The sequence below is a fragment of the Undibacterium sp. GW821-FHT07F11 genome, assembly GCF_059418665.1.
In genome coordinates this window covers 51848-78645 of sequence record NZ_JBWKQH010000011.1, presented here as the reverse complement: position 1 = coordinate 78645, position 26798 = coordinate 51848, and the positions used below count along the sequence as shown (strand labels likewise).

25 protein-coding genes and 1 riboswitch are annotated in these 26798 nt (G+C 50.8%); of the genes, 14 read left to right on the top strand and 11 right to left on the bottom strand.

Annotated elements, in window-relative coordinates; genetic code table 11:
* The first annotated feature begins 63 nt into the window (after nucleotides 1-63).
* Entirely contained in the window at nucleotides 64-1755 is a 1692-nt protein-coding gene (locus tag AC07OI_RS25045) for a tetratricopeptide repeat protein (RefSeq protein WP_495259107.1), read from the top strand.
* Between the two features lie 272 nt (nucleotides 1756-2027).
* Here AC07OI_RS25045 and AC07OI_RS25040 read toward each other — a convergent pair whose 3' ends face one another.
* The 4 genes from AC07OI_RS25040 to AC07OI_RS25025 form a co-directional block, all read right to left on the bottom strand.
* Complete coding sequence (locus AC07OI_RS25040) at nucleotides 2028-2414, bottom strand: hypothetical protein (protein ID WP_492706849.1); 387 nt, start codon at nucleotides 2412-2414, stop codon at nucleotides 2028-2030.
* Between the two features lie 69 nt (nucleotides 2415-2483).
* The gene (locus tag AC07OI_RS25035) at nucleotides 2484-2651 is read right to left on the bottom strand and encodes an SMI1/KNR4 family protein (RefSeq protein ID WP_492706847.1); all 168 of its coding nucleotides are present in this window, start codon (nucleotides 2649-2651) and stop codon (nucleotides 2484-2486) included.
* Between the two features lie 212 nt (nucleotides 2652-2863).
* Entirely contained in the window at nucleotides 2864-3559 is a 696-nt protein-coding gene (locus tag AC07OI_RS25030; protein ID WP_495259106.1) for a GntR family transcriptional regulator, read from the bottom strand.
* Nucleotides 3560-3872: 313 nt separating this feature from the next.
* Nucleotides 3873-5189, bottom strand: coding sequence for a C4-dicarboxylate transporter DctA (locus AC07OI_RS25025; protein WP_495259105.1), 1317 nt, complete (start codon nucleotides 5187-5189; stop codon nucleotides 3873-3875).
* Between the two features lie 322 nt (nucleotides 5190-5511).
* Between AC07OI_RS25025 and AC07OI_RS25020 the strand changes: the two genes are divergently transcribed.
* Together AC07OI_RS25020 and AC07OI_RS25015 are read left to right on the top strand one after the other, a co-directional pair.
* The gene (locus AC07OI_RS25020) at nucleotides 5512-6771 is read left to right on the top strand and encodes an allantoate amidohydrolase (RefSeq protein ID WP_495259104.1); all 1260 of its coding nucleotides are present in this window, start codon (nucleotides 5512-5514) and stop codon (nucleotides 6769-6771) included.
* Between the two features lie 43 nt (nucleotides 6772-6814).
* Nucleotides 6815-8038: a M20 family metallopeptidase gene (locus AC07OI_RS25015; protein ID WP_495259103.1), complete on the top strand. Its 1224-nt coding sequence runs from the start codon at nucleotides 6815-6817 to the stop codon at nucleotides 8036-8038.
* Between the two features lie 93 nt (nucleotides 8039-8131).
* On the opposite strand, the gene AC07OI_RS25010 is transcribed toward AC07OI_RS25015, so the two are convergent.
* Nucleotides 8132-8347, bottom strand: a complete 216-nt coding sequence (locus tag AC07OI_RS25010) for a hypothetical protein (protein WP_492709250.1) — start codon at nucleotides 8345-8347, stop codon at nucleotides 8132-8134.
* 223 nt (nucleotides 8348-8570) lie between these two features.
* Between AC07OI_RS25010 and AC07OI_RS25005 the strand changes: the two genes are divergently transcribed.
* Nucleotides 8571-9248: a M949_RS01915 family surface polysaccharide biosynthesis protein gene (locus AC07OI_RS25005; RefSeq protein WP_495259102.1), complete on the top strand. Its 678-nt coding sequence runs from the start codon at nucleotides 8571-8573 to the stop codon at nucleotides 9246-9248.
* A 183-nt stretch (nucleotides 9249-9431) separates the two neighbouring features.
* Here the strand turns inward: AC07OI_RS25005 and AC07OI_RS25000 are convergent, their stop codons facing one another.
* A complete protein-coding gene (locus AC07OI_RS25000) occupies nucleotides 9432-9779 on the bottom strand; it encodes an STY0301 family protein (RefSeq protein ID WP_495259101.1) in 348 nt (115 codons plus the stop codon).
* A gap of 12 nt (nucleotides 9780-9791) precedes the next feature.
* Here AC07OI_RS25000 and AC07OI_RS24995 point away from each other — a divergent pair, with 12 nt between their 5' ends.
* Nucleotides 9792-9959, top strand: a complete 168-nt coding sequence (locus AC07OI_RS24995) for a hypothetical protein (RefSeq protein ID WP_492709244.1) — start codon at nucleotides 9792-9794, stop codon at nucleotides 9957-9959.
* Nucleotides 9960-9963: 4 nt separating this feature from the next.
* On the opposite strand, the gene AC07OI_RS24990 is transcribed toward AC07OI_RS24995, so the two are convergent.
* Nucleotides 9964-11937 carry a peptidase U32 family protein gene (locus AC07OI_RS24990; RefSeq protein ID WP_495259100.1) on the bottom strand — a complete coding sequence of 658 codons (1974 nt, stop codon included), beginning with the start codon at nucleotides 11935-11937 and terminating at the stop codon, nucleotides 9964-9966.
* Between the two features lie 305 nt (nucleotides 11938-12242).
* Between AC07OI_RS24990 and dacB the strand changes: the two genes are divergently transcribed.
* Nucleotides 12243-13748, top strand: a complete 1506-nt coding sequence (gene dacB, locus AC07OI_RS24985; RefSeq protein ID WP_495259099.1) for a D-alanyl-D-alanine carboxypeptidase/D-alanyl-D-alanine endopeptidase — start codon at nucleotides 12243-12245, stop codon at nucleotides 13746-13748.
* Nucleotides 13749-13760: 12 nt separating this feature from the next.
* On the opposite strand, the gene AC07OI_RS24980 is transcribed toward dacB, so the two are convergent.
* Both AC07OI_RS24980 and AC07OI_RS24975 read right to left on the bottom strand, forming a co-directional pair.
* On the bottom strand, nucleotides 13761-14597 hold the full coding sequence (locus tag AC07OI_RS24980; protein WP_495259098.1) for a hypothetical protein: 837 nt from the start codon (nucleotides 14595-14597) through the stop codon (nucleotides 13761-13763).
* A gap of 281 nt (nucleotides 14598-14878) precedes the next feature.
* Nucleotides 14879-16303, bottom strand: a complete 1425-nt coding sequence (locus AC07OI_RS24975; RefSeq protein WP_495259097.1) for a tetratricopeptide repeat protein — start codon at nucleotides 16301-16303, stop codon at nucleotides 14879-14881.
* Nucleotides 16304-16509: 206 nt separating this feature from the next.
* A riboswitch (glycine riboswitch) is annotated at nucleotides 16510-16601 on the top strand.
* A 539-nt stretch (nucleotides 16602-17140) separates the two neighbouring features.
* Between AC07OI_RS24975 and AC07OI_RS24970 the strand changes: the two genes are divergently transcribed.
* The 6 genes from AC07OI_RS24970 to AC07OI_RS24945 all read left to right on the top strand — a co-directional run bounded on the left by AC07OI_RS24970 (nucleotide 17141) and on the right by AC07OI_RS24945 (nucleotide 22294).
* Entirely contained in the window at nucleotides 17141-17890 is a 750-nt protein-coding gene (locus tag AC07OI_RS24970) for a hypothetical protein (RefSeq protein ID WP_495259096.1), read from the top strand.
* A 36-nt stretch (nucleotides 17891-17926) separates the two neighbouring features.
* On the top strand, nucleotides 17927-18514 hold the full coding sequence (locus tag AC07OI_RS24965) for a C39 family peptidase (RefSeq protein WP_492709233.1): 588 nt from the start codon (nucleotides 17927-17929) through the stop codon (nucleotides 18512-18514).
* A gap of 219 nt (nucleotides 18515-18733) precedes the next feature.
* Nucleotides 18734-19114 carry a hypothetical protein gene (locus tag AC07OI_RS24960; RefSeq protein ID WP_495259095.1) on the top strand — a complete coding sequence of 127 codons (381 nt, stop codon included), beginning with the start codon at nucleotides 18734-18736 and terminating at the stop codon, nucleotides 19112-19114.
* Between the two features lie 33 nt (nucleotides 19115-19147).
* The gene (locus AC07OI_RS24955; RefSeq protein WP_492709229.1) at nucleotides 19148-19435 is read left to right on the top strand and encodes a YkgJ family cysteine cluster protein; all 288 of its coding nucleotides are present in this window, start codon (nucleotides 19148-19150) and stop codon (nucleotides 19433-19435) included.
* 11 nt (nucleotides 19436-19446) lie between these two features.
* On the top strand, nucleotides 19447-20244 hold the full coding sequence (locus tag AC07OI_RS24950; RefSeq protein WP_495259094.1) for an ornithine carbamoyltransferase: 798 nt from the start codon (nucleotides 19447-19449) through the stop codon (nucleotides 20242-20244).
* Nucleotides 20245-20569: 325 nt separating this feature from the next.
* A complete protein-coding gene (locus tag AC07OI_RS24945) occupies nucleotides 20570-22294 on the top strand; it encodes a methyl-accepting chemotaxis protein (RefSeq protein WP_495259093.1) in 1725 nt (574 codons plus the stop codon).
* Nucleotides 22295-22399: 105 nt separating this feature from the next.
* On the opposite strand, the gene AC07OI_RS24940 is transcribed toward AC07OI_RS24945, so the two are convergent.
* Nucleotides 22400-22969 carry a hypothetical protein gene (locus tag AC07OI_RS24940; protein ID WP_492709224.1) on the bottom strand — a complete coding sequence of 190 codons (570 nt, stop codon included), beginning with the start codon at nucleotides 22967-22969 and terminating at the stop codon, nucleotides 22400-22402.
* A gap of 74 nt (nucleotides 22970-23043) precedes the next feature.
* Nucleotides 23044-23763: a hypothetical protein gene (locus AC07OI_RS24935; protein ID WP_495259092.1), complete on the bottom strand. Its 720-nt coding sequence runs from the start codon at nucleotides 23761-23763 to the stop codon at nucleotides 23044-23046.
* A gap of 247 nt (nucleotides 23764-24010) precedes the next feature.
* On the opposite strand from AC07OI_RS24935, the gene AC07OI_RS24930 reads away from it, so the two are divergent.
* Together AC07OI_RS24930 and recQ are read left to right on the top strand one after the other, a co-directional pair.
* Entirely contained in the window at nucleotides 24011-24856 is an 846-nt protein-coding gene (locus AC07OI_RS24930; protein WP_492709220.1) for an undecaprenyl-diphosphate phosphatase, read from the top strand.
* 28 nt (nucleotides 24857-24884) lie between these two features.
* Complete coding sequence (gene recQ / locus AC07OI_RS24925) at nucleotides 24885-26741, top strand: DNA helicase RecQ (protein ID WP_495259213.1); 1857 nt, start codon at nucleotides 24885-24887, stop codon at nucleotides 26739-26741.
* Nucleotides 26742-26798: the final 57 nt, after the last annotated feature.

The following is a 26798-nucleotide window of genomic DNA, read 5'->3' as shown; positions in this document are numbered from 1 at the left end:
ATTGCCGGGTTGCCCGCCCGGGCAGCGCGCTTTTTGAGCGCATGACAACAATTCAGAGTAGCCATGTCCGCAGAACCCCAGATCAAGATTTACCAAGACGATATCACGCCATTTTTGCAGCGCCTACCTGCGTTTTTGCTGTTCCCTTTCAAGCCTGCGCCGCTGATCATGATTGCGGGGCTGTCGGCCCTGAGTATCGTCACGGTGTTTGCCTTTGGCATGTTTCGTGGCTTGCTGATGCTATTCTTTTTGCGCTATGCATATGCGGTCATGGAAATGGCGTCCATGGGCAAGCTGGAGCCCAAATGGGATGACATCACTATCTGGGGCAATAAGGACAAGCGGCCTTACAAGCAAAACCTGGTGTTCTTGCTGTATTTTGTATTGATGATCGTGGTTTCTGGTTATGCCATCAAACCGGATGCGAGCGTTTCAGCGGCAGCTACCAAAGCCGCCGCTGCGAGTTCGCATTTGCCTGCTGCAGCGTCACTACCTGCAACACTGGGCAATGATGCTTACCCTGCCCGCAAGCCTGCTACACCGGATGAAGATGACGATAGCGCTGAGCAGGATGAACAGAAAGCCATCAGCCAATATGATATGACTGGCCCCAAGGTCAGCGATGGCAGTGAAGAGGCTGCCCGACGTCTCGCCCTGCGCGAAGCCGAGCTGACTTATGGTACACAAAACGGTACGCAAAGTACTGGTATGGAAGAAGGCCACAGCAATCAGCCGCGCAGCAGGATGGATAAATTCATGGCGCCGGATGTGCATTTCGCCAAATGGTTTTATCTGGTCGCCATACTGTTCGCCCTGCCGATACCTGCTGCCGTAATGGTGCTGGCGATAGAAGACAATGCCTGGCGCGCACTCAACCCAGCAACGGCGCTGTTCTTCATACGTGGCATGGGTGCATCCTATTTCGTAGTGTGGGCGATCTTTGGTGCGGTCTTGCTGGCTATAGAGGGCTTGCGCCATCTGATACCACCCACCTGGTCGCCTCTCGTGAGCGTGCCGCTGATGACCTTCCTGAATTTTTACCTGATCCTGGCAACCTACTCGATGATGGGCTATGTGCTGTATCAATACCATCAGCAACTCGGTTTGCATGTTGCAGTGGATTTTGATACACACAGGGAAAAGACCAAGGCGCAAGACAATGCGGCGCCAGTATCATCCGACCCATTTATACAGCGCATTGACTCGCTCTTGATGAAGGGTGAACTGGATGCAGCCTTACGCATACTGGAAGATGAAATGCGCTATGAGCGCAGCAACCTGACCCTGAATGAAAAGCTGTATCAGTTATTGCAGCGCAAAGGAGATGAAAAGCGCATCTGCGAACAGGCACGGCGTTATATGCTGGTACTGGGCAAAGCCGGTTATCACGAAAAAGCCATGCATATGCTGAGCGAACTCAAAAAACGCGACCCGGCTTTTGAAGTGCAGCCTGACGATATTTTGCAAGTTGCCACCAGTTCTTTTGCGACCAATGATTTCAAGGGCGCGATGAATCTGATACAGGGCTTTGACAAAAAGAACCCCAAACATACAGACATCCCTGCCGTATACATGCTGGCTGCCCGCCTGTCTGGCGATCATTTCCGCAAATATGCGCAGGCAATTTCCATCGTGAATGTGATCTTGCAACGCTATCCCGAGGCAAGTGTGGCAGCAGAGGCTAGTACCTATCTGGAGAAGATGCAGAAGATGATGGCTGCATTACCAGTTGCTGCACCTGCGGCATCAAGTTGATCTGCTAACTAGCAATTCGCAATAAAACAATCCATGTCAGCAAGAGTAGGTCCGATTAGTGAAACGTAATCGGACGCATGTAAGACATTGAAACAGCAGGTCTCTCAAACATAACACCAGAGTCGTTTTGTGATATGTGCACTTTAGGGATTGATGACTTATCTTGCTGGATTCACTTTAATATAGCGAACATCATCTTTTTCGACGTATCTTGAGTGAGTCAACATGCGTACGATTGCGCGATGCTAATCGTACCTGCGCTGGTGTCATATTTAAGTTTTGATGAAAAACCGAAAAATCAGGTTTCCAAGAAAAGCCCCTAATAAACTTCCAGCAACACAAAACGGCAAGACCATTAATGCAAGAAGTGGCGCATACGATAAATTTCCAAGGTCAACCGAAACTCCCATATAAAAGGCTATAGAATGAATCACAGAACTTAAAACCGCCATCAAAAAACCAAGTATTACAGATTTCAATATGTAATTCTTATTTTCAAATAAACCAATAAGAAAACCACACAAAACAAACCAAGTGTATGGAAGATATCTGGATTCTTGTGATAAATGTGGAGTAGTTAAATACCATAAAGTTGCTGCTGTTAATTGAAACAGCAATGCGATGCCGATCACGATATAGGTTTTTTTTGAAAATTTCATTTTGTCCGACCGTCTGATTTCAAAATAACCTGCTAATAGAATTGATCGATTTAACCAGCCTAGATACTCTTATTCATGCCACAAGCTCACGAATTCACTAAAACTATGGGCTACGAAAAATGATTGTTCCGACGCTGGATCGAATATCTCAACTGTAGGCGAGCTTTTATTAAAATTCAAACAAATCAAATAATCTCCGGCATCTCTCGCTATGGGAATAAATTTTTCCGGTAGCAAGAGTAGGTACGATTAGTGAAACGTAATCGTACGCATGCAAAACGTTGAAACAACTATAGGTCTCTCAAACATGATGCGTGAGTCAACATGCGTACGATTACGCAAAGCTAATCGTACCTACAAGGCTTGCTTATCGTTAGTCTCGCATTTTCACAAAATGTTAACCCAAATTCTGTGCATCTCTTTATTACCCCTGTTTTTCAAACTTAAACTCAAGCCAACAACGCCGAAATAAAATCCTTCTTGTCGCTCTTCGCCACTTCCTTGAATTGCAGTGCTGATTCAACATGATGCAAGTGATGGGCCATCAGGTCTACGGCTTTTTCTACATCCCCTGCTTTTGCTGCCTTGATGAATTCTACGTGTTCGTCTGAAGAGCAACTGGCGTCGCGGCTGGACTGGTAGAGCATGGTGATGAGGGAACTGCGGCCTGCCAGCTTCATGAGGATGTCGGTCAGTACCTGGTTGCCGACGGTTTTGGCGAGCAGGATGTGGAAATCGCTGAGCAGGGTTGAGCGTTCTTGTACGTTGTTGTCGATGATGGCCTGGCGTTCCTGGACCAGGTGTTGTTCTATGCGGGCATAATCTTCTGCTGTGGCCTTGGCGATGAATTCGCGCACCAGCGCGGCTTCGAGTATGCGACGGACAGCAAATATCTCATGCGCTTCCTGCTCGCTGGGCTTGCTGACGAAGGCGCCTTTTTCTGGCACGAGGTCGATGAGCTTGTCCTTGGCGAGCATGACCAGGGCCGCGCGGATTTTGGTACGGCTGACGGAATACATGCGCGCCAGTGCCTCTTCCCTGAGCTTGGTGCCTGGCGGCAGCCTTTGCTCGGCGATGGCCGTGGTGATGTCTAGGGCGATGGCTTCTGAGCTGTCTGCCTGGTCTGTATTCGTGGTGACGGTCATATTCTTATTTACCTGTAGAGCTAAGCGTACTGCATGATGAGCTAAGGCGAAATTGTAACCTCTAGTGGACTGTAACAGTGAAAGCGCAAGTGAAGGACATGCGCCCGACGAACCAGGGCAAGGCGCAAAACACAGCGATAGCGGGGCTATCGCGAGTATTTGCAACACCGCCATGGTCGTCGCGCGCATGGCAGGCACTTCGCTTTCACTGTTACAGTCCACTACAAGCATAACGCCCAAAGATTTTGGCCTTTGAGCGTTATTTTTATTCCACTGCCCTTGACCTGGCGCAGTCAATGTATAAGAACCAGCATCATCCAGCCGCCAGTTCTGCCTTGCTGTTCGTCAGATCATAACTGGCAATTGCTGCAGTATCACCATTCAAGACCGCATGGGCACGGCTTCTGTCTATATCTTTTTCCCATGCTGCAACAACAACGGTAGCAACGCAGTTACCGATCAGGTTGCCCAAGGCGCGGGCGATGCCGATGAACCAGTCTACCGATAACACCAGCACCAGGCCCACTACCGGGATGGCGGGTATGGCAGACAAGGTTGCTGCCAGGATGACTATGGCCGAGCCGGGTACGCCATGCGCGCCTTTGGAGGTGACCAGGGCAATCGCCAGTATCGCCAGCAAATCAGAAAATGCCAGCGGGGTATTGGTGGCCTGGGCGATGAATACGGCGGCCAGCGTCAGGTAAATTGAAAAGGCGTCGAGGTTGAAGGAATAGCCGGTGGGTATCACGAGGCCAACTGTGGTGTCCTTGATGCCCATGTATTCAAGTTTTTTCATCACCTGCGGCAAGACAGAGTCAGAGGATGCTGTCGCCAGCACTACCAGCAATTCTTCACGCAGGTATTTGATGAATTTGAAGATATTGAAGCCAGCGACTTTCAATATCCCACCCAGGATGACAAATACAAAAATGATGACGGCGGCGTAAAACAGTATCACCAGCAAACCCAGTTGCTTTAGCGACCCCACCCCATATTTGCCCACGGTGAAGGCAATTGCACCAAACACGCCCAAAGGTGCGAGCTTGATGATGAAGGACATGCACTTGAAAAATACTTCTGACAGGCTGCTGATCGAGTCGGCAATGGGGCGGGCTTTTTCACCTACCAGTGACAGGGCACAGCCGAAGATCAGCGAAAACAGCAAGACTTGCAGCACATCACCCGAGGTAAATGCACTGACCACGGTGGTAGGGATGATCTTCATGACAAATTCGGCAAAGCCTGCGCTTTTGACCTTGTTGGCATTATCGACATAGGTGCTGAGAGTGCTGGCATCCAGCGAGGCAGGGACGATGTTCATGCCCTCACCGGGGTGGAAGATGAAAGCCAGTGCCAGGCCTAATACAAGGGCTATCGTTGTCACCACTTCAAAGTAAATCAGGGCTTTCAGGCCGACGCGCCCTACTTTCTTGAGCTCACCTGCACCATAAATGCCATGTACAACAACACAAAAAACGATCATGGGAATGATCATCTTGATCAGTTTGATAAAACCATCGCCTATGGGTTTGAGGCTGACGCCAAAGCTGGGGTACAAGACCCCTATCAGTATCCCGGCTGCCAGGGCAATAAGCACCTGACCAAAAAGTGATTTGTAGATACGCTGCACGATTACCTCCTGATTGACTGGTTAGCACTACTTGATGTGACTTAACTCAAACTTCACTCCAACTTATTGATACATATACGAAAATTCTTGCAGACCTCACCGTCAAGCCAGCTTTTCAGGAAGCGATCTGAAATCAAATATACTGCATCCAATTATTGTATGCAATAAATGAATTCAATAGTAGAATCCAAAAAAACAGGCAAAAATGGCAGTTCCCCAAGCCAGGTAATTGCGGCATACATAACAAGACAAGCCGGGACAGCCACAGCTCACTACGAAGCCTGCATGAGACACCTACACCTAACAAAAGGAGGAGACCAGCATGTCGAGCAAGATGCATTCCTACGCGAGTTGTGGCTCGCAAATCATGAACAGGGCTGACGTATTGGCGCAACATACCGAAACACCGGACATGTTGACGCGCACTTACCTGACCCCTGAGCACCACAGTGCCGCCGCCCAACTGGCTGAATGGATGTGCGCTGCCGGCATGAACGTGCGGCGCGATATGGCGGGCAATGTCATAGGTCGCTATGAAGGCCTGGAACCCGATACCCCCGCCCTGCTGACCGGTTCCCATTTTGATACGGTGCGCAATGCCGGTAAATATGACGGCAACCTGGGCATCTTGCTGCCGCTGGCCTGTGTGGAACAATGGCATGCGGCGGGCCAGCGATTTCCGTTCGCGATAGAGATCATAGCTTTTGCAGAAGAAGAAGGTGTGCGCTTCAAAGCCACACTCTTGGGCAGCCGAGCCGCCGCAGGCACCTTCGACATGGCTGTGCTAGATAATCTGGATGACAATGGCCTAAGCATGCGCGAAGTGATGACGGCTTCCGGCTTTCATCCAGCCGGGCTGGCCAAGGCGGCCTATGACCCGGCCAGCGTACTGGGCTTTGTCGAAGTCCATATAGAACAAGGGCCGGTCTTGCTCAATGAAGGGCTGGCACTGGGCGTGGTCACGGCTATTTCTGGTGCGACCCGTTATATGGTCGAGGTGGAAGGTTTGGCAGGACACGCTGGCACAGCGCCAATGGGCATGCGCCGTGATGCAGCCATGGCCGCAGCAGAAACCGGCCTGTATATAGAACAGCGCTGCCAGGGCATACCCGGCCTGGTTGGCACGGTTGGCCAGTTCAACGTACCGAATGGTGCGACCAATGTGGTGCCCGGCAAGGCCGTATTTTCCATCGACATACGTGCTGAGCAAGACGCAGTGCGCGAGCAGGCAGTGGCCGATGTGCTGACACAAATCGAGCGCATCGCGGCACGCCGCAAGGTGCATTTCAATTTGCGCAGAACCCATGAAGCGGCCAGCGTGCCTTGTGCACCATGGCTGCAACAGCAACTGGCTGACTCCATCATTGCTTGCGATGTACCGCTGCGTCACCTGCCCTCTGGCGCAGGACATGATGCGATGGCAATGGCTGCCATCTGCGACGTTGCCATGCTGTTTGTACGTTGCGGCAATGGTGGCATCAGCCACCACCCGGATGAAATCATGACGGCAGAAGATGCCGCACTCGCCGCGCAAGCCTTTGCCCATTTTGTTGAACACTTTCAATCGAGGCGTCAGGCATAAGACGCCCAACCATACTCAACACTCACCATGAAAGCTCTCCACCATGAATAACTACGAACAACTCGACGCCTGGGTAGACAGCCACTTTGACGAGCAGGTCAAATTCCTGCAAGAACTGGTACGCGTGCCTACCGATACCCCACCCGGCAATAACACCCCACATGCAGAGCGCACCGCTGACCTGTTGCAGGACATGGGCATCACAGCAGAAAAACATGTAGTGCCGGATAGCGAAGTCAAAGAAGCAGGCCTGCAAAGCATCACCAATTTGCTGGTGCGGCGTCAATACGGCCCTGGCAAGACTGTGCTGCTGAATGCCCATGGCGATGTGGTGCCACCAGGCGAAGGTTGGACCAAGAACCCTTACGGTGGTGAAATAGAAAACGGCAATATCTATGGCCGCGCCACGGCAGTGAGCAAATGCGATTTCTCGACTTACACCTTTGCCATGCGTGCTCTCGAAGCCGTGGCCAAACCCAAAGCAGGCACGCTGGAATTGTTATTTACGTATGATGAAGAATTTGGTGGCGAAGTCGGCCCGGGCTGGATGCTCAAGCATCATCTGATCAAGCCTGACCTGATGATTGCTGCTGGTTTTTCTTACCAGGTCATCACAGCACACAATGGCTGTTTGCAGATGGAAGTAACCGTGCACGGCAAGATGGCCCATGCAGCAATCCCTGATTCTGGTGTCGATGCCTTGCAGGCTGCAGTCAAGATCCTGAATGCCCTGTATGCACAAAATACCCTGTACAAACAGGTTACATCGAAAGTCGAAGGCATTACCCACCCTTACCTGAATGTGGGGACGATAGAAGGCGGCACCAATACCAATGTCATTCCTGGCCGCGTCACTTTCAAACTGGACCGCCGCATGATACCGGAAGAAAATCCGGCAGAAGTCGAAGCGACGTTGCGCAAAGTCATCAGCGATACTGCGGCTGAGTTGCCTGGCATCAGCGTCGACGTAAAACGCATCTTGCTGGCAAATTCCATGCGGCCACTGCCGGGTAACACACCGCTAGTGGAAGCGATACAAAAGCATGGCGGCGCAGTATTTGGTGAAGCGATTCCTGCACTGGGTACGCCGCTCTATACGGATGTGCGTCTGTTTTCTGAAGCAGGCATACCTGGTGTTATCTATGGTGCAGGGCCACGTACTGTACTGGAATCACATGCCAAACGCGCAGATGAGCGTTTGAATCTGGAAGACTTGAGGCGGGCAACCAAGGTGATTGCACGTAGTCTGGCGGATTTGCTGGTGTGATGCAGGGTGGCGCTTGCCGAGCCATATCAAGTGCAACAGGCATGCGATCACGCTATATGGGTGTCGCATGCACACTGACCGGGTGCATGTGACTCAGGCTAGCTGATTTTTTCTATCCGCAACTACCGCCTGATTGCGAGCAATTTCCAGTTCCATGGCTTTCATCTTTTCCTGGTGTTCCATGGTGCGGCTTTGCAGGTCGGCTTCATGTTGGCTGGTCTTGATCCAGGCATGGCAGACCGAGTAAGCGATCGCGACAGCAAATGCACCCAGTGGAACAATTTGAGAGTAAGAGAGTATGTCGGACATGGCAGTTTTTCCTTGCTTGGTTGATTGAGGCTCCAGTATAGAAAAACCAAGCCATCGGCATAAGTAGCGGCTGTAAGCAGTATTTCATGACATTTGTCATGCCTCTTGATCAGTTGAACTGCAAAGCAGGAAAGCTGCCGCAACAAAGTAATACAGGTGTTACAGGATTTCTTTGCTAAGCTATGCACCCGGATCAACAAGCCAACGAGCGCCAACTGCTGATATGAAATACCTGTTATCCCTGCTTTTCTTGCTGCCTGCCTTTGCCTTTGGCCAAAGCAAAGACCTCAAAGCCACCTGTACTGATGACACCCTGCTACACGCAGATACGCTGAAAAACTCGAAGATACTATTCCCGGTGTTCAAGCACTATTGCTACAGCGATCACAGTGGCAACTATGTACTCTACCTGACTGAAAAACAGGACAAGACCTACGCAACTGAAAAATTATCCAGCGCAGTTGAGGCCCATCTGCTCAAGATAGCAAGTGACAAATCCCTCCGCAACGTTATCAGCATACGCGACAAGGCCGACAGCGAAGAAGCAGGCATGGAATTCTGGAGCAAGCTCACAGAAATCAGCGACATCGATAATGACGGCAACATGGAACCCATCCTGGCCTATCGCTTTTATAACAAGGATGAAGCAAAGATAGACCGTGATGCATTTTCAGGACGCATCAAGATCATCACGTTCTACAAAGGCAGCAAGGTCGTCATACGTGCCATCACGGGTAATCTGGACGGTGAACGACAGACTACGGCGACCGAGAATTTTTTCTCATTGCCTGCGTCAGTGCAAAAGCATTTGGTGAAGAAGATGGCGGGTATGTACAAGGATAATTTGTACGGCTTTGATAATAGCTATAAATTTGTGCCAAGAAAATCCACAGGGAATTAGTGAAGTGTACCCTGATCAGGACTTGATGATTACGTTGGAATCCACATAGGCATTGCGGGCGATTTAAAACACGATGATCTTGCCGTGCCTGTCATTTCGGGTCATTGGCCATATCGGAGGTTCGCGGCTGAAGCAGCTCCTGCAATGATCTCGTTTCATCGACAAGATTTGTCGTGTCAGCATTTACTTACATTGAATACTAAACTGATTTTTTTTATTGATTTGATAGTTGCATTTGCTGACCCTTTGCTTGAGATCAACCCGTTCAACATGTCCATCAGCGTACTTGCAGAGTACCGTAACAGAGCGCTTTTGATCGTATACTGAGTCCAATATCCAGTAGCCTGAACGCTTGCCGCTCTCTTCTGGCACCAGACTGGCAAGTTCTTCGGGCGTACCGTCAAAGACAGTAACCGAGAGTGGAAAGGAGGCATCCCGGCGCGGACAGGTCTCTGCAGAAAATGCTGGCTGTAGCATGCTGAGTGCCAGACATGCACAAACCAGGCTTTTCACCTTGAATTTAATAAACACAGCATCTCCTCCTTGAGTGACAAAAAAGTGACGACAAAAGATGACGTCAAAAAACTTGTTCCAGATTATCACATTGATGCGACAAATCATTCACCAGAATTTTCACAAACCCTGACCCACAATACAAGAAAGGCCCAAAAAGCATTTCCACTTTTTGAGCCTTCAATTTCCACCCGCTGAATCATTAAACCGTCTGCGGCCTGTTCTTATGAAAAGTCACCGTGCTGTATTGCACAGATGACGGTGGTGGTGCCTGCAAGATGTGTTTTTTCATCGCACCGATGATGTGCATCTCACATGGCTTGCAGTCGAATTTGAGGGTGTATTTTTCTTCACCTGTGACCAGGGTCATGGGTTCGGCTTTGACCTGGCCTTGTACACCCTGCACTCCCTTGGCCTGTTTGGGGCAGAGGTTGAAGGAGAAACGCAGGCAGTGCTTGGTGATCATCAGTGATACTTCGCCTGGCTCTTCATGTGACTCGTAGGCGGCAGCGATGAGTTGCACTGCATGTTTTTCATAGAAGCTGCGGGCCTTATGATTGTACACATTGGCGAGGTAGCTCAGCGTGGTTTCTGGATAGGCCACTGGCGGTTCAACTGCTGGCGTACGCTCAGGGCGCTGCCAAGCTGACAGACGTGCCGCCTCGTGCGCAGTGACAGCATCACGACGCAGGGCGTTGATGATGGAGGATGGCACGAACCATGGCTGTTGCAAATCGAGATTGACTTGCGCTGCCTCAAACATGGTATTGCCAAGCTTGGCGAGATTATCGCGCAAGCCTGCTTCTGCCTTGTCGCGGTTTTGCGCGGGTTCCAGCGCCAGTTGTGTGCTGACTTCAGATGTCACGCCATCTTCGTCCGTAATTTTCAGGCTCAGGCCATCTGCCTGTTCTGTCAAAGTCATATAGACAGAGATACGGCGCTCGGCGGATTTTTTGGTCAGTGCATGTTCCCAGCGATGATCACGGTTACGGTTGATCAGGGTGCCGACTTTGAGGCTGACCAGCTCGGCCATTTTTTCATTCGGGAAGACGCGCCAGATTTCACCATTTTCTGATGCGCCTACACGCTCTACCGTATTGGCTTGTATACCCGCGACTTCGCGTTTGACCATGTAGTTGAGGCCGTCACCATTGGACATGGGTTCATTAGCTTCGATCTCAAAGAAGTTGGCGGCCAGACGGGTCACATAACCCAAGTGCAAGCCTACATATTTTGGCGAGTCGAATGCGCCTATGTCATCCAGGCGGCCATTAGCGAAATAATCGGTATGGCCGCGGTGGAAGTTTTTATCAACATTGGGTGTGAAAGCAACCTGGCTATGGCCGCTGGAAGCACGTGTGAATTCTGGCCTGCGCTCCAGGATTTCATCCAGCAGCAAGCGGTAATGGGCGGTGATGTTCTTGACATAGCCCATGTCTTTGTAGCGGCCTTCTATCTTCAATGACTGTACGCCAGCGTCGAGCAGGGCTTCGAGGTTGCGGCTCTGGTCGTTGTCTTTCATTGACAGCAAATGTTTTTCATAGGCCACTACCCTGCCCTCGCCATCACTCAAGGTATAAGGCAGACGGCAAGCTTGCGAGCAATCGCCACGGTTGGCGCTGCGGCCATTGTCGGCATGCGAGATATAGCACTGGCCAGAGAAAGCCACGCACAGTGCACCGTGGACAAAATATTCAAGTGGCGTTGCAACCTGCGCCTTGATGGCCTGTATCTGTTTGATCGTCAGTTCACGCGCCAGTACCAGTTGCGAGAAACCAACGTCACCAAGGAACTTGGCTTTTTCTACACCACGGATATCGCACTGTGTGCTGGCATGCAGCTGGATAGGTGGGATATCAAGTTCCAGTATGCCCATGTCTTGCACGATGAGGGCATCAACGCCGGCATCATACAACTGACGTATCTGCTTCCTTGCCGGTTCCAGCTCTGAATCATGCAGAATGGTGTTCATGGTCACGAAAATGCGCGCATGATAGCGGTGGGCAAATTCCACCAGGCTGGCGATCTCGCTGATCTCATTGCTGGCATTGTGCCGCGCACCGAACGAAGGGCCACCGATATACACGGCATCTGCACCATGCAAGATCGCTTCGCGGCCAATTTCTACGGTTTTGGCGGGCGATAAAAGTTCGGTCTGGTTGGCAAGCAAGCTCATGATGGTGGCCGGTGACAGGGAAAGGGCGAAATTATAAAGGAAATCAATGGCTTATGTCGTATTTGCTGCTATAACTCAGCATTAATTGAATGTTGATTAAGCAATATTTGCGCTGGCAAAGCTGCTTTCTTGAGTTTCAATCAACATTAATGCCTGGTTTTTGTCTTTTGCAGTGTAGATCAAGGCGGGCAAATAACCAGAAGATATGCGGCGCAGACAAAATTTCATTGCGCAAAAAGAACGCTTTCCTGTTTCCCTTTCTTGCCTGCTCTACAATGTTGTCTACCACGATCAAACCTGAACTTATGCGCCTATCTCCCGTCAGCCTGTTATTTGTTTTGCCCTTGTTACCTGCTTTTGCTTTCGCACAGGCCATACTGCCCCCCTCTGTAGAAACTGTATTCAACAGGACCAATGTGCCGGTCCAGGCATTCAGCGCGATCGTCACGCCTGCCAATGGTGGTCAGCCAGTGTTGATGCAGGCTGCAGACCGGCCCATGAACCCGGCCTCTGCGATGAAGCTGGTAACCACTATCGTGGGGCTGGAAGAATTGGGGCCGACCTTTCGCTGGAGGACACAGATACTGGCAGACAAGAGCAACAAGAAAGATATCTACACTGGCAACCTGTACATACGCGGTGGCGGTGAGCCCAACCTGACGATAGAAAAACTGGGCAGCATGTTGCGCAATCTGCGCCAGCAAGGTTTTCGACGACTGCGTGGCGATATCATTCTTGACCGCAGTTATTTCCAACCAGAGCGGCCTGATATCGGCATGCCGCAATTCGATGAGTTCCCGGATGCTTATTACAATGTGATACCGGATGCCCTGCTGGTCAACAGCAACCTCAGCAGCATCTCCCTCGAATCAACGACAGATAAAATAGAAGCACGTCTGAACACGCCACTGGACAAGGTCAAGATCGTCAATCACCTGCACTTCAATGAACTACCCTGCTCTGCCTGGGAGACTGAATGGCAACCACCTGTCATCGAGACTGTCAACAATATGACGGATGAGCCCGAGACAGATAACCCGAGTGCGTCAGCCAGCAAAAAGCCTGTACGCCAGACGACAAAAACAGGACTGGAGATTACACTCAGTGGTGGTTTCCCCAAGCGTTGCAAGATCACGAACAATATCAATATCCTTGACCGCAACCAGTACATCGCACACCTGATACGCGCGCTGTGGCAAGAGATGGGTGGCACCTGGCAGGGTGAAGTGCGTGATGGCAAAACGCCTGCTTCTGCCACGGTATTGACTGAGCGCCAGTCTGAACCGCTGGCCGACATCCTGCGCATCATCAACAAGCAGTCTGACAATGTCATGGCGCGCATGCTCTACCTGACTTTGGGTGCAGAGTCTGCCAACAAACAGGGTATGACTAACTTGCAGGCAGCAGACGCCCGCATACGGCAATGGTTGTTCAGGCAGGGTATCAATGATGCCGGGCTGGTGCTGGAAAATGGCTCTGGCCTGTCACGCATGGAACGCGTCAGCCCACAGCAAATGGCTGGCTTGCTACAGGCGGCTGCGCGCAGCAACTGGTATGCAGAATTTGCCAGCAGCCTGCCGGTAGCATCGATGGATGGCACCATGCGCCGTCGCCTCAAAGGCGGCCCGGCAGAATTGCGGGCGCGCATCAAGACCGGCACGCTAAAAGATGTGGTGGCGATTGCCGGTTATGTGCGGGACATCAACGACCAGCAATGGATCGTAGTGGCGATGATTAATCATGACGAAGCCGTCAAGGCAAAAGCTGCTTTGGATGAATTGATTACATGGGTGGCAGCTGGAAGGCCTTAAAGGCTGCGCCGCCTATTTTACTTTGACCGGCTTGTCATTCACCGTGACATACTTCTGCGTATCAGCATCAAACACCAGCTTCTTCTTGCCCTTTTGTGCGGTGACGACGAAGTCATAACTGGTGGTACGTTCACCGCTATTGTCTGTCATATGGCTGACCTGGCGGTAGCCGTAAGTCTTGCCTGCGAATTCGACTAACAACGGGCCTGGCGCGGCGATACCGGGGGCAAGTTCCCACCTGGCCAGGTAGTCGTAGCAATGCGGTGGTTCTTGTTCATTTTCATGCAGATGCAGGCGCGGATGCTTACCTTTGCCGGGACGCATCATGACTTCACATTCAGGCCCACTCTCTACATGCTTGACCAGTTCCACATCTTTGTCCTTATCAAACATGGGACTGATCCTGTCTGCCTGTATGCGCAACAAGCGTAGCCAGACATGCACTTCATTTTTTTCTACATGACTGTGTTCTATTGCCATGGCAAAGTCGCCGGGAAATAACTCCACCATGCTGGTCTTACCGATACGCCCATTAGCGGCCAGCCATTCCACCACATCCTGACGATTGGTCAATGACCATGCCTCGCCACGGCGCTTGAACCAGTAGGCAGCAATCAGATTGGGTAAACCCGATGCCAAGGGTTCACCCTTGACCAGCAAGACCGCAGTATCTGCATCGAGTTTTTGTACATGCAAGGCATGCATACGCAGTGCCAGCCCGTTCTCTGCTGTGACAGAGGCTGGCAACTCAGCCTTTAATTGCGGTACCTTGATGATGTCTTTGTCGTCATTGATATCCCAACCCTTGAACACCAGGCGCATGAGGTCGCGCTGCTCCAGCGTTTGCACAGACTCATTGCGAGCGCAGGCAAGCAGCATGCACAGGCATAGCATGAGGGCTGTGTAGGCTGGAATGTGAGTCAAATGCCGGGTTAATTGCACTGGAGAAATTCTTCTTGACGGGGCAATATAGATTTTAACTGATAGCCGCGCGATGGCGGTTGTTTGGTGAGCGGGAAAATGTTTTTGCTGGGAGATTTGTGAGAGTTCATAAAGCGCAGCTTTGTGCCACAAATCTTCCCTTGAGCAGGAAGAAGTCTCCGTCCTCAGGCTCTATTTACAAAAGCGCTCTATTCCCCATTCTGAAACCGCCTTACAGCCTCATCCCGTTTGGCAATCAGCTTATCGCCCTTGGCCTGCATGCCCAGGGCAAAGTAAGACTGCGCCAGGGCTTCGAGAGTGTAGATGTCCCATTCATTGCCATTGGCCATGCTTTTTTCCAACAAGGCGATGGCTTGTTTGTGGTTGTTCTTTTTGGCATATAGCAGAGCCAGCTCATTGACCAATAACTGATACGGCTGGCTGGTCAGGCCGCGCTCAAACCAGGTACGGGCACCTTCCTGGTCTTCGCGATAGATGGCTATGCCCTGGTAATAGCAAAGACGTGATTTCAGCTCATCCACCAGCACTTCGTCGCCAGTGGTTTTTCTGATATGACCGATAAAGGTTTCCATCTCTGAGAAAGAACCGCCCCATTGAGGCAGCAATTTGCTCAGATAGGCATACACCGGTGAATACAATTTAGAGTCGTATTGCAGGGCACTTTTCAACAAGGCATCATCACCTTCCTTGATGCCGAGTGCCCTGCTATTAACGATCAATTCACCAGCGCAGATGGCGCAAGACTTGATTTTTTCATTGGCTTTGGTTAAGTCTGCTTTGGCAAGGCTGGATAATTTATGAAAATCAGCAAACTGTTTTTTACTGGTTTCTGCAGCCAGTTTATCGCCACGGGCATCCCATGCCTGTTGTTGCAAGAACATGCCGCGTGCCAGATAAGCATAGCCCTGCATGCTGGATTTTACCCAGGCGTCAAACTGCTTTTTAAAATCTTTATCCAGCCGCGACAAAGTGCCAAAGCGCTTATACAGGGTATTTGATTTCAACCTGCCAGCCTTGTTGAGAGCAAAGCCGCTATCAAGCGCAATATCGAGTTTTTTGAATTCGCCGCGCCACAGCATGCCCACCAGGATGTTTTGCTCATGTTCTTCGTCAGCATAATTGCTGCCCAGCTTTTGCAGTTCAGGGTTTTCTGTTGATCGCTTCATCCACACGGCCTGATGCAATTCGGTATTACCAGCATCGCGGAAGGAGTGGTGCCAGATTTCCTGATAGCCTTCTTGCGTCATGCTGTTCTTGCGGGCGACATACCATTCTGGCGTCATGCCCCAGTATGAATAAAATCTCTCCATATCCTTGGGGAAGGGATGAAAATAGGCTTTATAGCTGAGTATGTCCTTGTCATTCTTTTGCCCCATGACCTTATAGGGCATGAAGCGGCTTTCCACCATTTTTTGCAGCAACTGGGTTAGCGCAGAATCGGACAACCAGGCGCTCTCCTTCACTTTTTCATTGGCGACATCTTGTGCAACTGGCCTGGTTTGCGCATGGATGTGCGCGCTGGAGAAGCACAATGCCATGGCACAGGCCAGACTGAGTTTGCGCAAATTTGAACATTCTTTTAATCGGGATTTGCCTGGCAATTGCTGAGTCATAGACGATGAGTTTGATTGAGATATGCAGCAATCATAGCCTGACAGGCAAGTAAAAGCCAAACCCATATGCTCATGCAGGATACAAATCACAGATTCAATGAAAACAAAAAAATAATCCATTTGACATCAAAAATGATTTGCAAATGGGTAATGTGTGCACTATGCTCATTTCTACAACTTGTACAACAGGTTGAGCACATTACGAAAAAATGATATCGGGAGAGACTGTCGAATAAGGACAGCGCCGAAGGAGCAACCGCCCCGGAAACTCTCAGGCAAAAGGGACCGTTATCATTCTCAAACTCTGAAGAGCTGCCTGACTACGTCGCCAGGCACACCGAAGGAGCAAGCATTGCGGCCTTACCAGCGGGCGCAGGCGAAATCTCTCAGGTCCAGGACAGAGGGGGTATCCGTTGCGTAACTGCGCACGGACATCCCTTTGACGTCTGGAGTCTGCATACCATGAAATTCATTCATTTGAACGGTGACACTGTCACCGCGATGGCGGCCGCCTGCGCGCTGACCAAGCATGAAACTGAGTATAAAACTGAATGCAAAGCTGCTCACGACAGTCTTAGCTACAAAGACGATCTCAGCATAAACACCTCTCTATTGCACGCACCTGACACACGACCGCAGTGCAGTCACGCCCATTGTTGACGCGGCTTGCGTCATACAGCTTTTTATAGAGTGATTTATGTAGCTCTATAAGCTGATCCCCTATTCCCGTTTGCGCGGGAATGTTGTCCGGCATGCCCAGCCATGCCATGTTTCAAGCCGCCCAGTCCGCTTGAATGGGTGAGCTATTGTCTAAATTTAACCAAGGAGTAAACCATCATGCATTTGCACTCCGTTTCAAGATTCAAAAAATCCACCCTGGCCGCTTTGATACTCAGTATCAGTTGTGCTGTCGCCAGTTCCTCGCTATTTGCGCAAAATGTGGTCAGCGATATTGGCGGCACGACAGAACAGGCACGCCTGGTCAGCGCGGCAGCACAACGCGATTTTGCCGAGTTTGTACAATTCAATGTGCAGCGTCGCGGCGGTACTTTGCCATCTGAATTTCCGCTGGAGGTCAATGATGTGCAAGACCTCAAGGATGCAAAAATAGGCTATGGCTTTCCGGTCTACAGCGTGCCGCCACAAGATGTCATGACAGGCCGTGGTGATTTGCGCAGCATGGCAAAAGCAACCGGCGAATGGCGCTTTGTCATCACCCTCAACGATGCGCCTATAGGCCTGGCAACACTGCGGCAAAACAATGGGCGCTGGGGCATCACATCCTATGGTGCCGCAGTATTGGCCAAAGACGTGGATGCGGCAATTGCGGTGCATGGCAATAGCACACGCTCTAACTTGCGTTTCATCCGCATCTATCAGGCCATGTCGGATTTTCTGGAAGTAGTGTCACCCACCGATGCGCGCGCCCGCTTTGCGCCCCTGCATTCAGCACGCCAGACTTTGTTGCTGCAACAGCGCAACGAAAAACTCGGCACACAATCTGCCAACCATGGCTTGCTGGAGCAAAGCGATATCCTCGATCCTTTGCGCGTCAGCGTCAAACGCAACATCGACAGCTTCCGCTAAGCCAGAAATCATACCTACAATAAATACGGAGATATCATGAAAAAAAATCTGTTAAAGCTCATATTCGTCTTGGGAGCAATGCTGGGCATACCCAGCGCTTATGCGCAATGGCGTGCACTGAACATACCGCTGGTGACGCAAGAACATAGCCAGTGGTGCTGGGCGGGTAGCAGCAAGGCATTGCTGAGCTTCTACAATCAAAATCCCAGCCAATGCCAGATCGTGAATTGGGCTTACGGCCTGAACTACGCCTGTGGCAATACTAACTTTAACTGGAACAGCAATGCCAACCAGCCCAACTCCATGTATGGCAGCGGCGGCAGTGTACAAAATATCCTGGCACATTGGGGCGTGCCAAATACTGCCTATAGCTACGCATCTTCATGGAATACCGTGGTCAGCGACATCAATGCCAACCGTCCCTTCGTGATCCGCTATGGCTGGACCAACGGCGGCGGGCACATCATGGTCGGCACCGGCTATGAAGTATATAACGGCACTAACTACATCTACATCATGAACCCATGGCCGGGCGAAGGCAAAACCTACAGAACCTATGGTTCTGCCGTCTATGATTATGATCATCAGTGGACGCATACACAGCGTATGAATGTCAGTGGTTGATATTTGAAATAGTGATGAAGTGAATTGGCTGGAGGTGCAGCGAACGTCGCCTCCAGTCTCGTGATAACTCAAAGCTAATCATCGCAAACCGATGCGATCATATTTTGACGCGGCTTCAGGTGACAACATATACTGGAGGCATAATCAAACCCTCGATTACCAATCGTTCACATCGGCGATCGGTTCCATATCGGACAATTTTTAACTTCAAAAGTCAATATGAGTATCAAAGCTTTGGTCGAATCTTCGACTAAACAAGAAGATAAACTGACAGCAGCGGAGATACTTTCATACTGCGACGCAGCGCAAGTTAGCCATGAAGTGTTTTTTAATCAATTTTCCCTGGAAGTAGCACGAGGCTTTCATGAGCAACTCTATACATATGATGACTGCGACGCAGTGATGAATCACCTGTTTGGTGTCATGGCAACAGCACCTTTTTTCGGTCCAGAAATAAATACTCCAGAACCTGCATTCTCTATTTTTCTCGCTTTTGATTCAGGCGAATATCACCGTCCACATGACCTTCCCGACGAAAATCCCATAGAAAAATACACCAGGCCGCTCGTGGCAGAAATACTGAAAGTACATACTTATTAGCGAGTAATTGCCCATATCCTTTAAAATGCGCGCATGAGCACTTCTTTTTCCTGCCGCCCCCATTGCGCCTCCTGCTGCACAGCCCCTTCCATCAGCAGTGCCATACCCGGCATGCCCGATGGCAAACCCGCTGGTGTGCCTTGCATACAACTGGACGAGCAACTGGGTTGCAGAATTTTTGGCCATCCAGACCGGCCTGCCGTTTGCGCTGGCTTGCAGCCTTCGTTTGATATGTGCGGCGAGAGTCGTGAGCAAGCCATGTTTTTTCTGACGCAGCTTGAACTTGCAACAGCGCCTGCAATAGCGTCTACTAGTGCATGAGGCCATGACGTATGAACCTGATACAAATTTCTGATCTGTCCGCAGACGATATCACCAGCATCTGGAACATGGCCGGACAGGCAGATATGCAAATCCAGGGAAGGGTTGCCTGGTCTTTTGAAGGGAATGGCATACGGACCCGCACCAGCTTCATACAGGCATTCCAGCAACTGGGTTTGAGCTTTGTTGAGTTACCCAATTTGCTCAAAACAGCAGAAAGAACAAGCGATCTTGCCGCTTATCTGGATGACTTTTACGATATCTATGTCATACGCGAACGTAATCATGAGCGTCTGGCGCAGTTTGCCAGCGACACCCGCCACCCGGTCATCAATGCGCTATCCAGCCAGGGCCATCCATGTGAAGTGTTAACAGATGCTTACTACGTGAATCGGGAAATCGCACCCATCAGGCAAGCCCGCATATGTCTATGGGGGCCGCCCAGCAATGTCATGCTGTCCTGGCATGAACTGGCGTCAGTGATGGGGTTTCAGATTACCCAGATATGTGAGGCAGCTTTTCATGAAGCGAAGCCAAATGTCAGTTATGCCTCGTCGATTTCTTCCAGCTTCGACATTGTCATTACCGACGGCTGGCCTGGTACTTATGATAATGCAGAATGGTCATTGATGACCACGCATCTTGAGCAGATGGGTAACCCCAAACTATTGCCAACACCACCATTTTCCATAGGCAAAGAAATTGCCTTTGACCCTGTCAGCTATGCAGGTTTTACTGGGTATCAGCAAAAGAACTTACTCTTGCCTGTACAAAAAGCCATACTGGTCTATCTGCTGAAAAAAAACTGAGCAAGAAAAAGTAAGAATGACTCATAACCAGGAATCGGCATAGTTTTTTGTAAATTTTAGTCTAGACTACACTTAACATATATCCCCTCATTTCCAGGTTTATCGACTTCTTGACATAAGATTTAGCTATAGAAGATGCAACAATTGTTATAGAAATTTGCATTAAAAGCATACAAACTTCATACAATTAGCTTATTACTTCAAAGTATAATTGCCGCATGGAAATTATATTTCCCATCTTTATGATGCAGGCCATCCAGCGCACTATGCGTCAGTATAGAGGTCTGCATTTTCAATTTGTCTTACGACAACAAATAGAAAATCTATGATCTCTCTCGTCAAACACCTTTCGGTGGGTAAGCGCTTAGGCCTGGGCTTTGTACTCATTCTTGTTCTCTTTTTTGTGACTACTTTAGTCGCTATTCTTAAACTCAATGCCGTTGCTGCGGCGGCAGATAATTTATTGAAAGACCCGCTGGCGACCGAACGGATGATCAGTGACTGGTATCGAAACATCCATACCGGCGTACGCAGGACCACCGCTATTGCAAAAAGCACAGATCCCTCACTTGCCAGTTTTTTTGCGGCAGACCAGGAGGAATCGACAAGAACGTCTGGTATTTTGCAAAAAGAAATCGCCGAACATATGAAGAGCCCGGAAGAGGCCACCCTCTTCAAGGAAATTGGCGTACAGCGCCAAGCCTATATCAGCGCCCGCAATAAAGTGGTTGATCTGAAAAAAGAAGGCAAGGTCGATGAAGCCAATGCAGCACTGGACAAAGAATTTATCCCTGCATCAGTCATTTACGTCAAAAAAATAGAAGAAATGCTGGCCATGCAGCGCAAGCAAATCGATGACACATCCGCTGAAATCCAGCAGACCTACCAATCCAGCCGCATACTCCTGATCGTACTTTCTTTGATCGCTGCCCTGCTGTCGGTAGTCTGCGCCTGGCTGATGACCATCTCGATTACCAGGCCGCTGGCGAGGGCCACGGCTGTTGCCGAAAAAATGGCACAAGGTGATTTGAGTGACACCATAGAGATAAAACTGCATGACGAAATCGGCAAGATGATGCATGCCATCAACGGTATCAACACCGGGCTCAGCAACGTCATTGGTGACGTACGTCATGGCACTGAGACCATCAATGTGGCAGCGGCTGAAATTGCCTCGGGCAATGCTGACTTGTCATCGCGCACAGAATCGCAAGCCAGCTCGCTGGAAGAAACCGCGTCGTCAATGGAAGAGTTGACCTCAACAGTCAGGCAAAATGCGGACAATGCACGTCAGGCCAACCAGTTGGTGATCTCGGCATCTGGCGTTGCTGTCAAAGGTGGTGAAGTGGTGGGTCAGGTGGTTGAAACCATGGGTTCTATCAAGGAAAGCTCACGCAAGATTGTCGATATTATCTCTGTCATTGACGGTATTGCCTTCCAGACCAATATCCTGGCCTTGAATGCAGCGGTTGAAGCCGCCCGCGCCGGTGAACAGGGCCGTGGCTTTGCCGTGGTAGCGACTGAGGTGCGCAACCTGGCGCAACGTAGCGCATCTGCCGCCAAAGAAATCAAGCACCTCATAGACGACTCGGTAGGCAAGGTCGAGCATGGCAGCCGCCTGGTAGATACTGCTGGTCAGACCATGACAGACATCGTCACCAGCGTGCAGCACGTGGCTGACATCATGAGTGAAATCACTGCCGCCAGCCAGGAACAAAGCGCCGGTATTGAGCAAGTGAACCTGGCCGTCACACAAATGGATGAGATGACCCAGCAAAACGCTGCCTTGGTAGAAGAAGCTGCTGCGGCGGCAGAAAGCATGCGCGAGCAGTCAGGCAAATTATCCGAGCTGGTTTCTCAGTTCAACATCATGGCGCAGGCGCAAAAGCCGACGGTGCAAATCAGTAGTTCTGCGAATACCAGAGGCCAGCCAGTTATTGCCAGGGCAGCAGGTAGATCAGGCAACACAACAAATGCTGCCAAAGCACAGATCCGCCAGATCCCGCAAAGAAAGTCAAAAGCGGTTGAGCAGGATTGGGAAGAGTTTTAAGAATTGAAGGCCCAGACCATCAACTTTGCTACATCAGCAAAATTGATGGTCTGCATTAAAAACCTTCTTTACACAATCAGCAATCAAACATCGCAAGGACTGGTCTCAAATCTTGATGCGCATGGAATCACCGCTCAAAAAGAACAAGGAAATACCATCATCGTTTTGATTGACGCGCACAACAGATTGCTCAAGGCTGGCGGCATACAGCTTGCTGCCATCGTGACGGAAAATGCCAAACCACATGCGCTGGGTACTGGTGCGGGAATTGGCAGCCAGCAAAAGGTAGTCGCGCCCGCCTATCTGCACTTCGCTGGCTTGCAATTCACCCATGTAGAAAGCCGAAGGTATGCGTTCCAGCATGATGCGCAAACCATCATGATAGACCTGGATCAACACCCCATTGTCGGTGCCTGAACGCACAAAATTGAATTCAAATGAACCCATCCTGGTGGGCGTATTGCGGCGTACGTGGACATGGTCGGCAAAGTCAGCAAAATAATTATTGCGGTCAGTGCGGGTCTTGTTTACTGCTTGTTGGGTGATTTCGGTTTGCACATGCTTCTCCTTAAATTCAGGGTAATTCCAGGCTTCGTCTCTGACTGCATCACTGTCCCGTCCTGCGCCGGCAATGCCACCGCCGATGATGGGCAAAGGCACCGGCATTGGCACCAAGCAGCCACTCAAATTCATACATAAGCAAGCAATCAGAGCGAAGCGAAATGGCGTTACTCCTGACTTGCTTTTCATTAGTGTTCCGGCCTGATCAACAGACGCCGGCCAGAACCCGAGGTATCCACCATGGAGATACCATCGGCATGTTCAGTCAACTGCCAGTGACCATGCGGCAGGCCGATGCGGTAGACCGGGCTGCCATCAGCCGCAAATATTGCCAGCCACATGGGTCTGTGCAAGAAACCATTTGCCACGGTCAGCACATAGGTTTCATCACCGACCTTGAGCTTGGCGGCTTCCAGACGACGATAACTTTGCTCACCGGTAAACACGGGCGATATGCTTTCCCTCAGCAGGAACTGACCGTTTTTGCTGATTTGCAGCTCATCGACCAGGCTTGCCCCCAGCACACCACTTTCTACAGGCATGCTGCGCTGCTGGCCTTGCGATTTGCGGTAAGTAACCACAAACTCTTGCAAGCGCGCTGGTACGCTGCCATCTACCTGGATGTGGTGGGCAAACTGTGCCAGATGCTGATTTGCGTCAGGCAAGCGCCAGACGTATTGCTGCCGCACCACGGTAACTTCGACCTGATTACTGCGGTATTCAGTCAAGATGGCTTCGCCGCCATCTGTCAACCCTGCCGGTGATGGCGGGGCAGGCACGGTGGTGCTGCAGGCGGTCAGACCCAATACCAGTCCCAAAGCCAATCCCGCAGGCAAGCCAGCGCCAAGGCCATGCTTGCAAAATGCGATAAATCGTTTGGGTTGGCTGGGCATCAGATATTGGGCCATATTTATAAACAGCCTGAAGTATCACCATGGATAAGTTTGACGACAATGAAATAAGATAAAGTACTGAAATATAGTACTTAAGGTGCAGGCTACTGCCATCTGGCAAATCTGAAACAACAATAAAATAGTGGCAATACTGCAAGCAATTACGCTTGTGAACTCATCGTTTCCAGCAAATTTCCAAGCAGGTTTGGTGGGCGACATGCTAAGCTTCGTCCCGACCAAAACTTCATTATTTTCGTGTTTTATGGATTTACTACTCGCTGTCAAAATCATCATCATGGGCATCGTCGAAGGTCTGACGGAATTCTTGCCAATTTCTTCTACCGGCCATCTGATATTGACAGGCAGTTTGCTCAACTTCACCGGCGAAAAGATGAAAGTCTTTGAGATCGTGATACAGGCAGGTGCGATTTTTGCGGTCTGCTGGGAATACCGCGCCAAGATCGCCAGCGTCGTGGGCGGCCTTGGCAGCGATCCCAAGGCACGCAAGTTTGCCCTGAACCTCATCGTTGCCTTCTTGCCAGCAGCCGTACTGGGCCTGCTGTTTTCCAAAAAGATCAAGGCTGTGCTGTTTGCCCCGGTGCCGGTTGCCCTGGCCTTTATCATAGGCGGCATCATCATCCTGCTGGTTGAACGCAAGCACGCAGGAACCGACACCCACGATAGCAGCCATGCGCGCATACAGACTGTCGATGACATGAGCCTGCTGGATGCCCTGAAGATAGGCCTGGCCCAGGCTTTTGCCCTGATCCCTGGCACCAGCCGTTCTGGCGCCACCATCATAGGCGGCATGCTGTTTGGCTTGTCCCGCAAGGCCGCGACTGAATTCTCATTCTTTCTGGCGATACCTACGCTGCTGGGTGCCACTGTGTATTCGCTGTACAAGGCGCGTGAAGATTTGTCGATGGCTGACTTGCCCATGTTCAGCCTGGGTACGGTTGCGGCCTTTATCTCAGCTTTCTTTTGTGTACGCTGGTTGCTGCGTTATATCAGCTCGCATAATTTCAATGTGTTTGCCTGGTACCGCATTGCCTTCGGCATCATGATCCTGATTACCGCCTACACTGGCGTGATTACCTGGGCAGATTAAAAAGGTGACGACAGAGGTGATAACAGCGGTGACAGCGGCGGGCTATACCAATACCGGGACCAGCAGCAATACGGTAGACCAGGCTTTGCATTTATTGCAGACTATCTTCGGCTATCCGGCATTCCGCTCCCAGCAAGGGCAAATCGTTGAGCATGTCGTCAATGGCGGCGATGCCCTGGTGCTGATGCCAACTGGCGGCGGTAAATCCCTGTGTTATCAAATACCTGCCCTGTTGCGCAATGGCGTAGGCATCGTCGTGTCACCACTGATCGCCCTCATGCAAGACCAGGTTGATGCCCTGGCCGAGGTAGGCGTACGTGCCGCCTTCTTGAATTCTACCCAGAGCTTTGATGAAATCCTGGCGGTGGAAAAGAAAATGCGCGAAGGCGATATTGACCTGGTGTATATCGCCCCTGAACGTCTGCTGACCCAACGTTGCCTGGAACTACTGCAAGTCGTCAACATCGCCCTGTTTGCGATTGATGAAGCACATTGCGTTTCGCAATGGGGCCATGATTTCCGCCCTGAATACATCAAGCTGTCGGCCCTGCATGAGCGTTTTCCTAACGTGCCGCGCATTGCCCTGACAGCCACGGCTGACCAGCAAACCCGCGACGAAATCATCCATCGCCTGCAGCTGGAAAACGCGATGCAGTTCGTGTCGTCTTTCGACCGCCCGAATATCCGTTACCAGATCGTCGAAAAAGCCAATGGCCGCAAGCAATTGCTGGACTTCATCACCGCCCAGCACAGCGGTGATGCTGGCATCGTGTATTGCCTGTCACGCAAAAAAGTAGAAGAAACTGCTGAGTTTTTGAATGAAAACGGCATCACTTCCCTGCCCTACCATGCAGGCATGGATTTGCAAGACCGCAGCCGCAACCAGGCGCGCTTCCTGCGCGAAGATGGCATCGTCATGTGTGCCACCATCGCCTTTGGCATGGGCATAGACAAACCCGATGTGCGCTTTGTCGCCCATCTGGATTTACCAAAAAGCATAGAAGGCTATTACCAGGAAACTGGCCGTGCCGGTCGCGATGGTGCCAGCGCCAATGCCTGGATGGCTTATGGCCTGCAGGATGTAGTGCAACAGCGCCGCATGATCGATGAGTCAGAAGCCAATGAGACTTACAAGCGAGTGCAAAGCGTCAAGCTGGACGCCATGCTCACGCTGTGCGAAACCCTGAATTGCCGTCGCGTCCACATCCTCGATTATTTTGGCCAGAAGGCTGAACCCTGCGGCAATTGCGATACCTGCATGAGCCCGCCTGTATCCTTTGATGGTAGTGTGGCTGCTCAAAAAATATTGTCCACGGTCTACCGTGTCGACCAGCGCTTTGCGGCTGGCCATGTTATCGACATCTTGCGCGGCATAGATACTGAGCGTGTACAGCAATGGCGGCATGAAAAACTGTCCACCTATGGCATAGGTTCAGATAAGAGCGAAGCCGAATGGCGCGCTCTGTTACGTCAGCTGATTGCCCTGGGCCTGGTCGCCGTCGATTATGAAAACTATAGCTCGCTGAAACTGACTGAAGCCTCACGTGCCGTATTGCGTGGTGAAATCAAGGTGCAGCTGCGCCAATACAAAAAAGCCGAAAAAGCCGTCAAGCACAAACGCCAGTCAGCCAAAGACTTTGCCGAGTCCGATCTCGACAGCAAAGCGCAAAGCGTCTTCGACAAGCTGCGCTGGTGGCGCGTGGAAACTGCACGCACCCACAACGTGCCAGCCTATGTCATCTTCCCCGATGCCACCTTGCGCGAAATCGCTCGCCAACAGCCAGCCACGCTGTCTGCCTTGCGTGCCATCTCAGGTGTCGGTGACAAGAAGCTGGAAAGCTACGGTAAAGAGATCATTAGTCTGATTGAGGAATTGCAGGCTTAGGATTTAAGACAAAAACAATGCCTGTCAATACTGAGCACTGAGAAGTGAACTTCACAA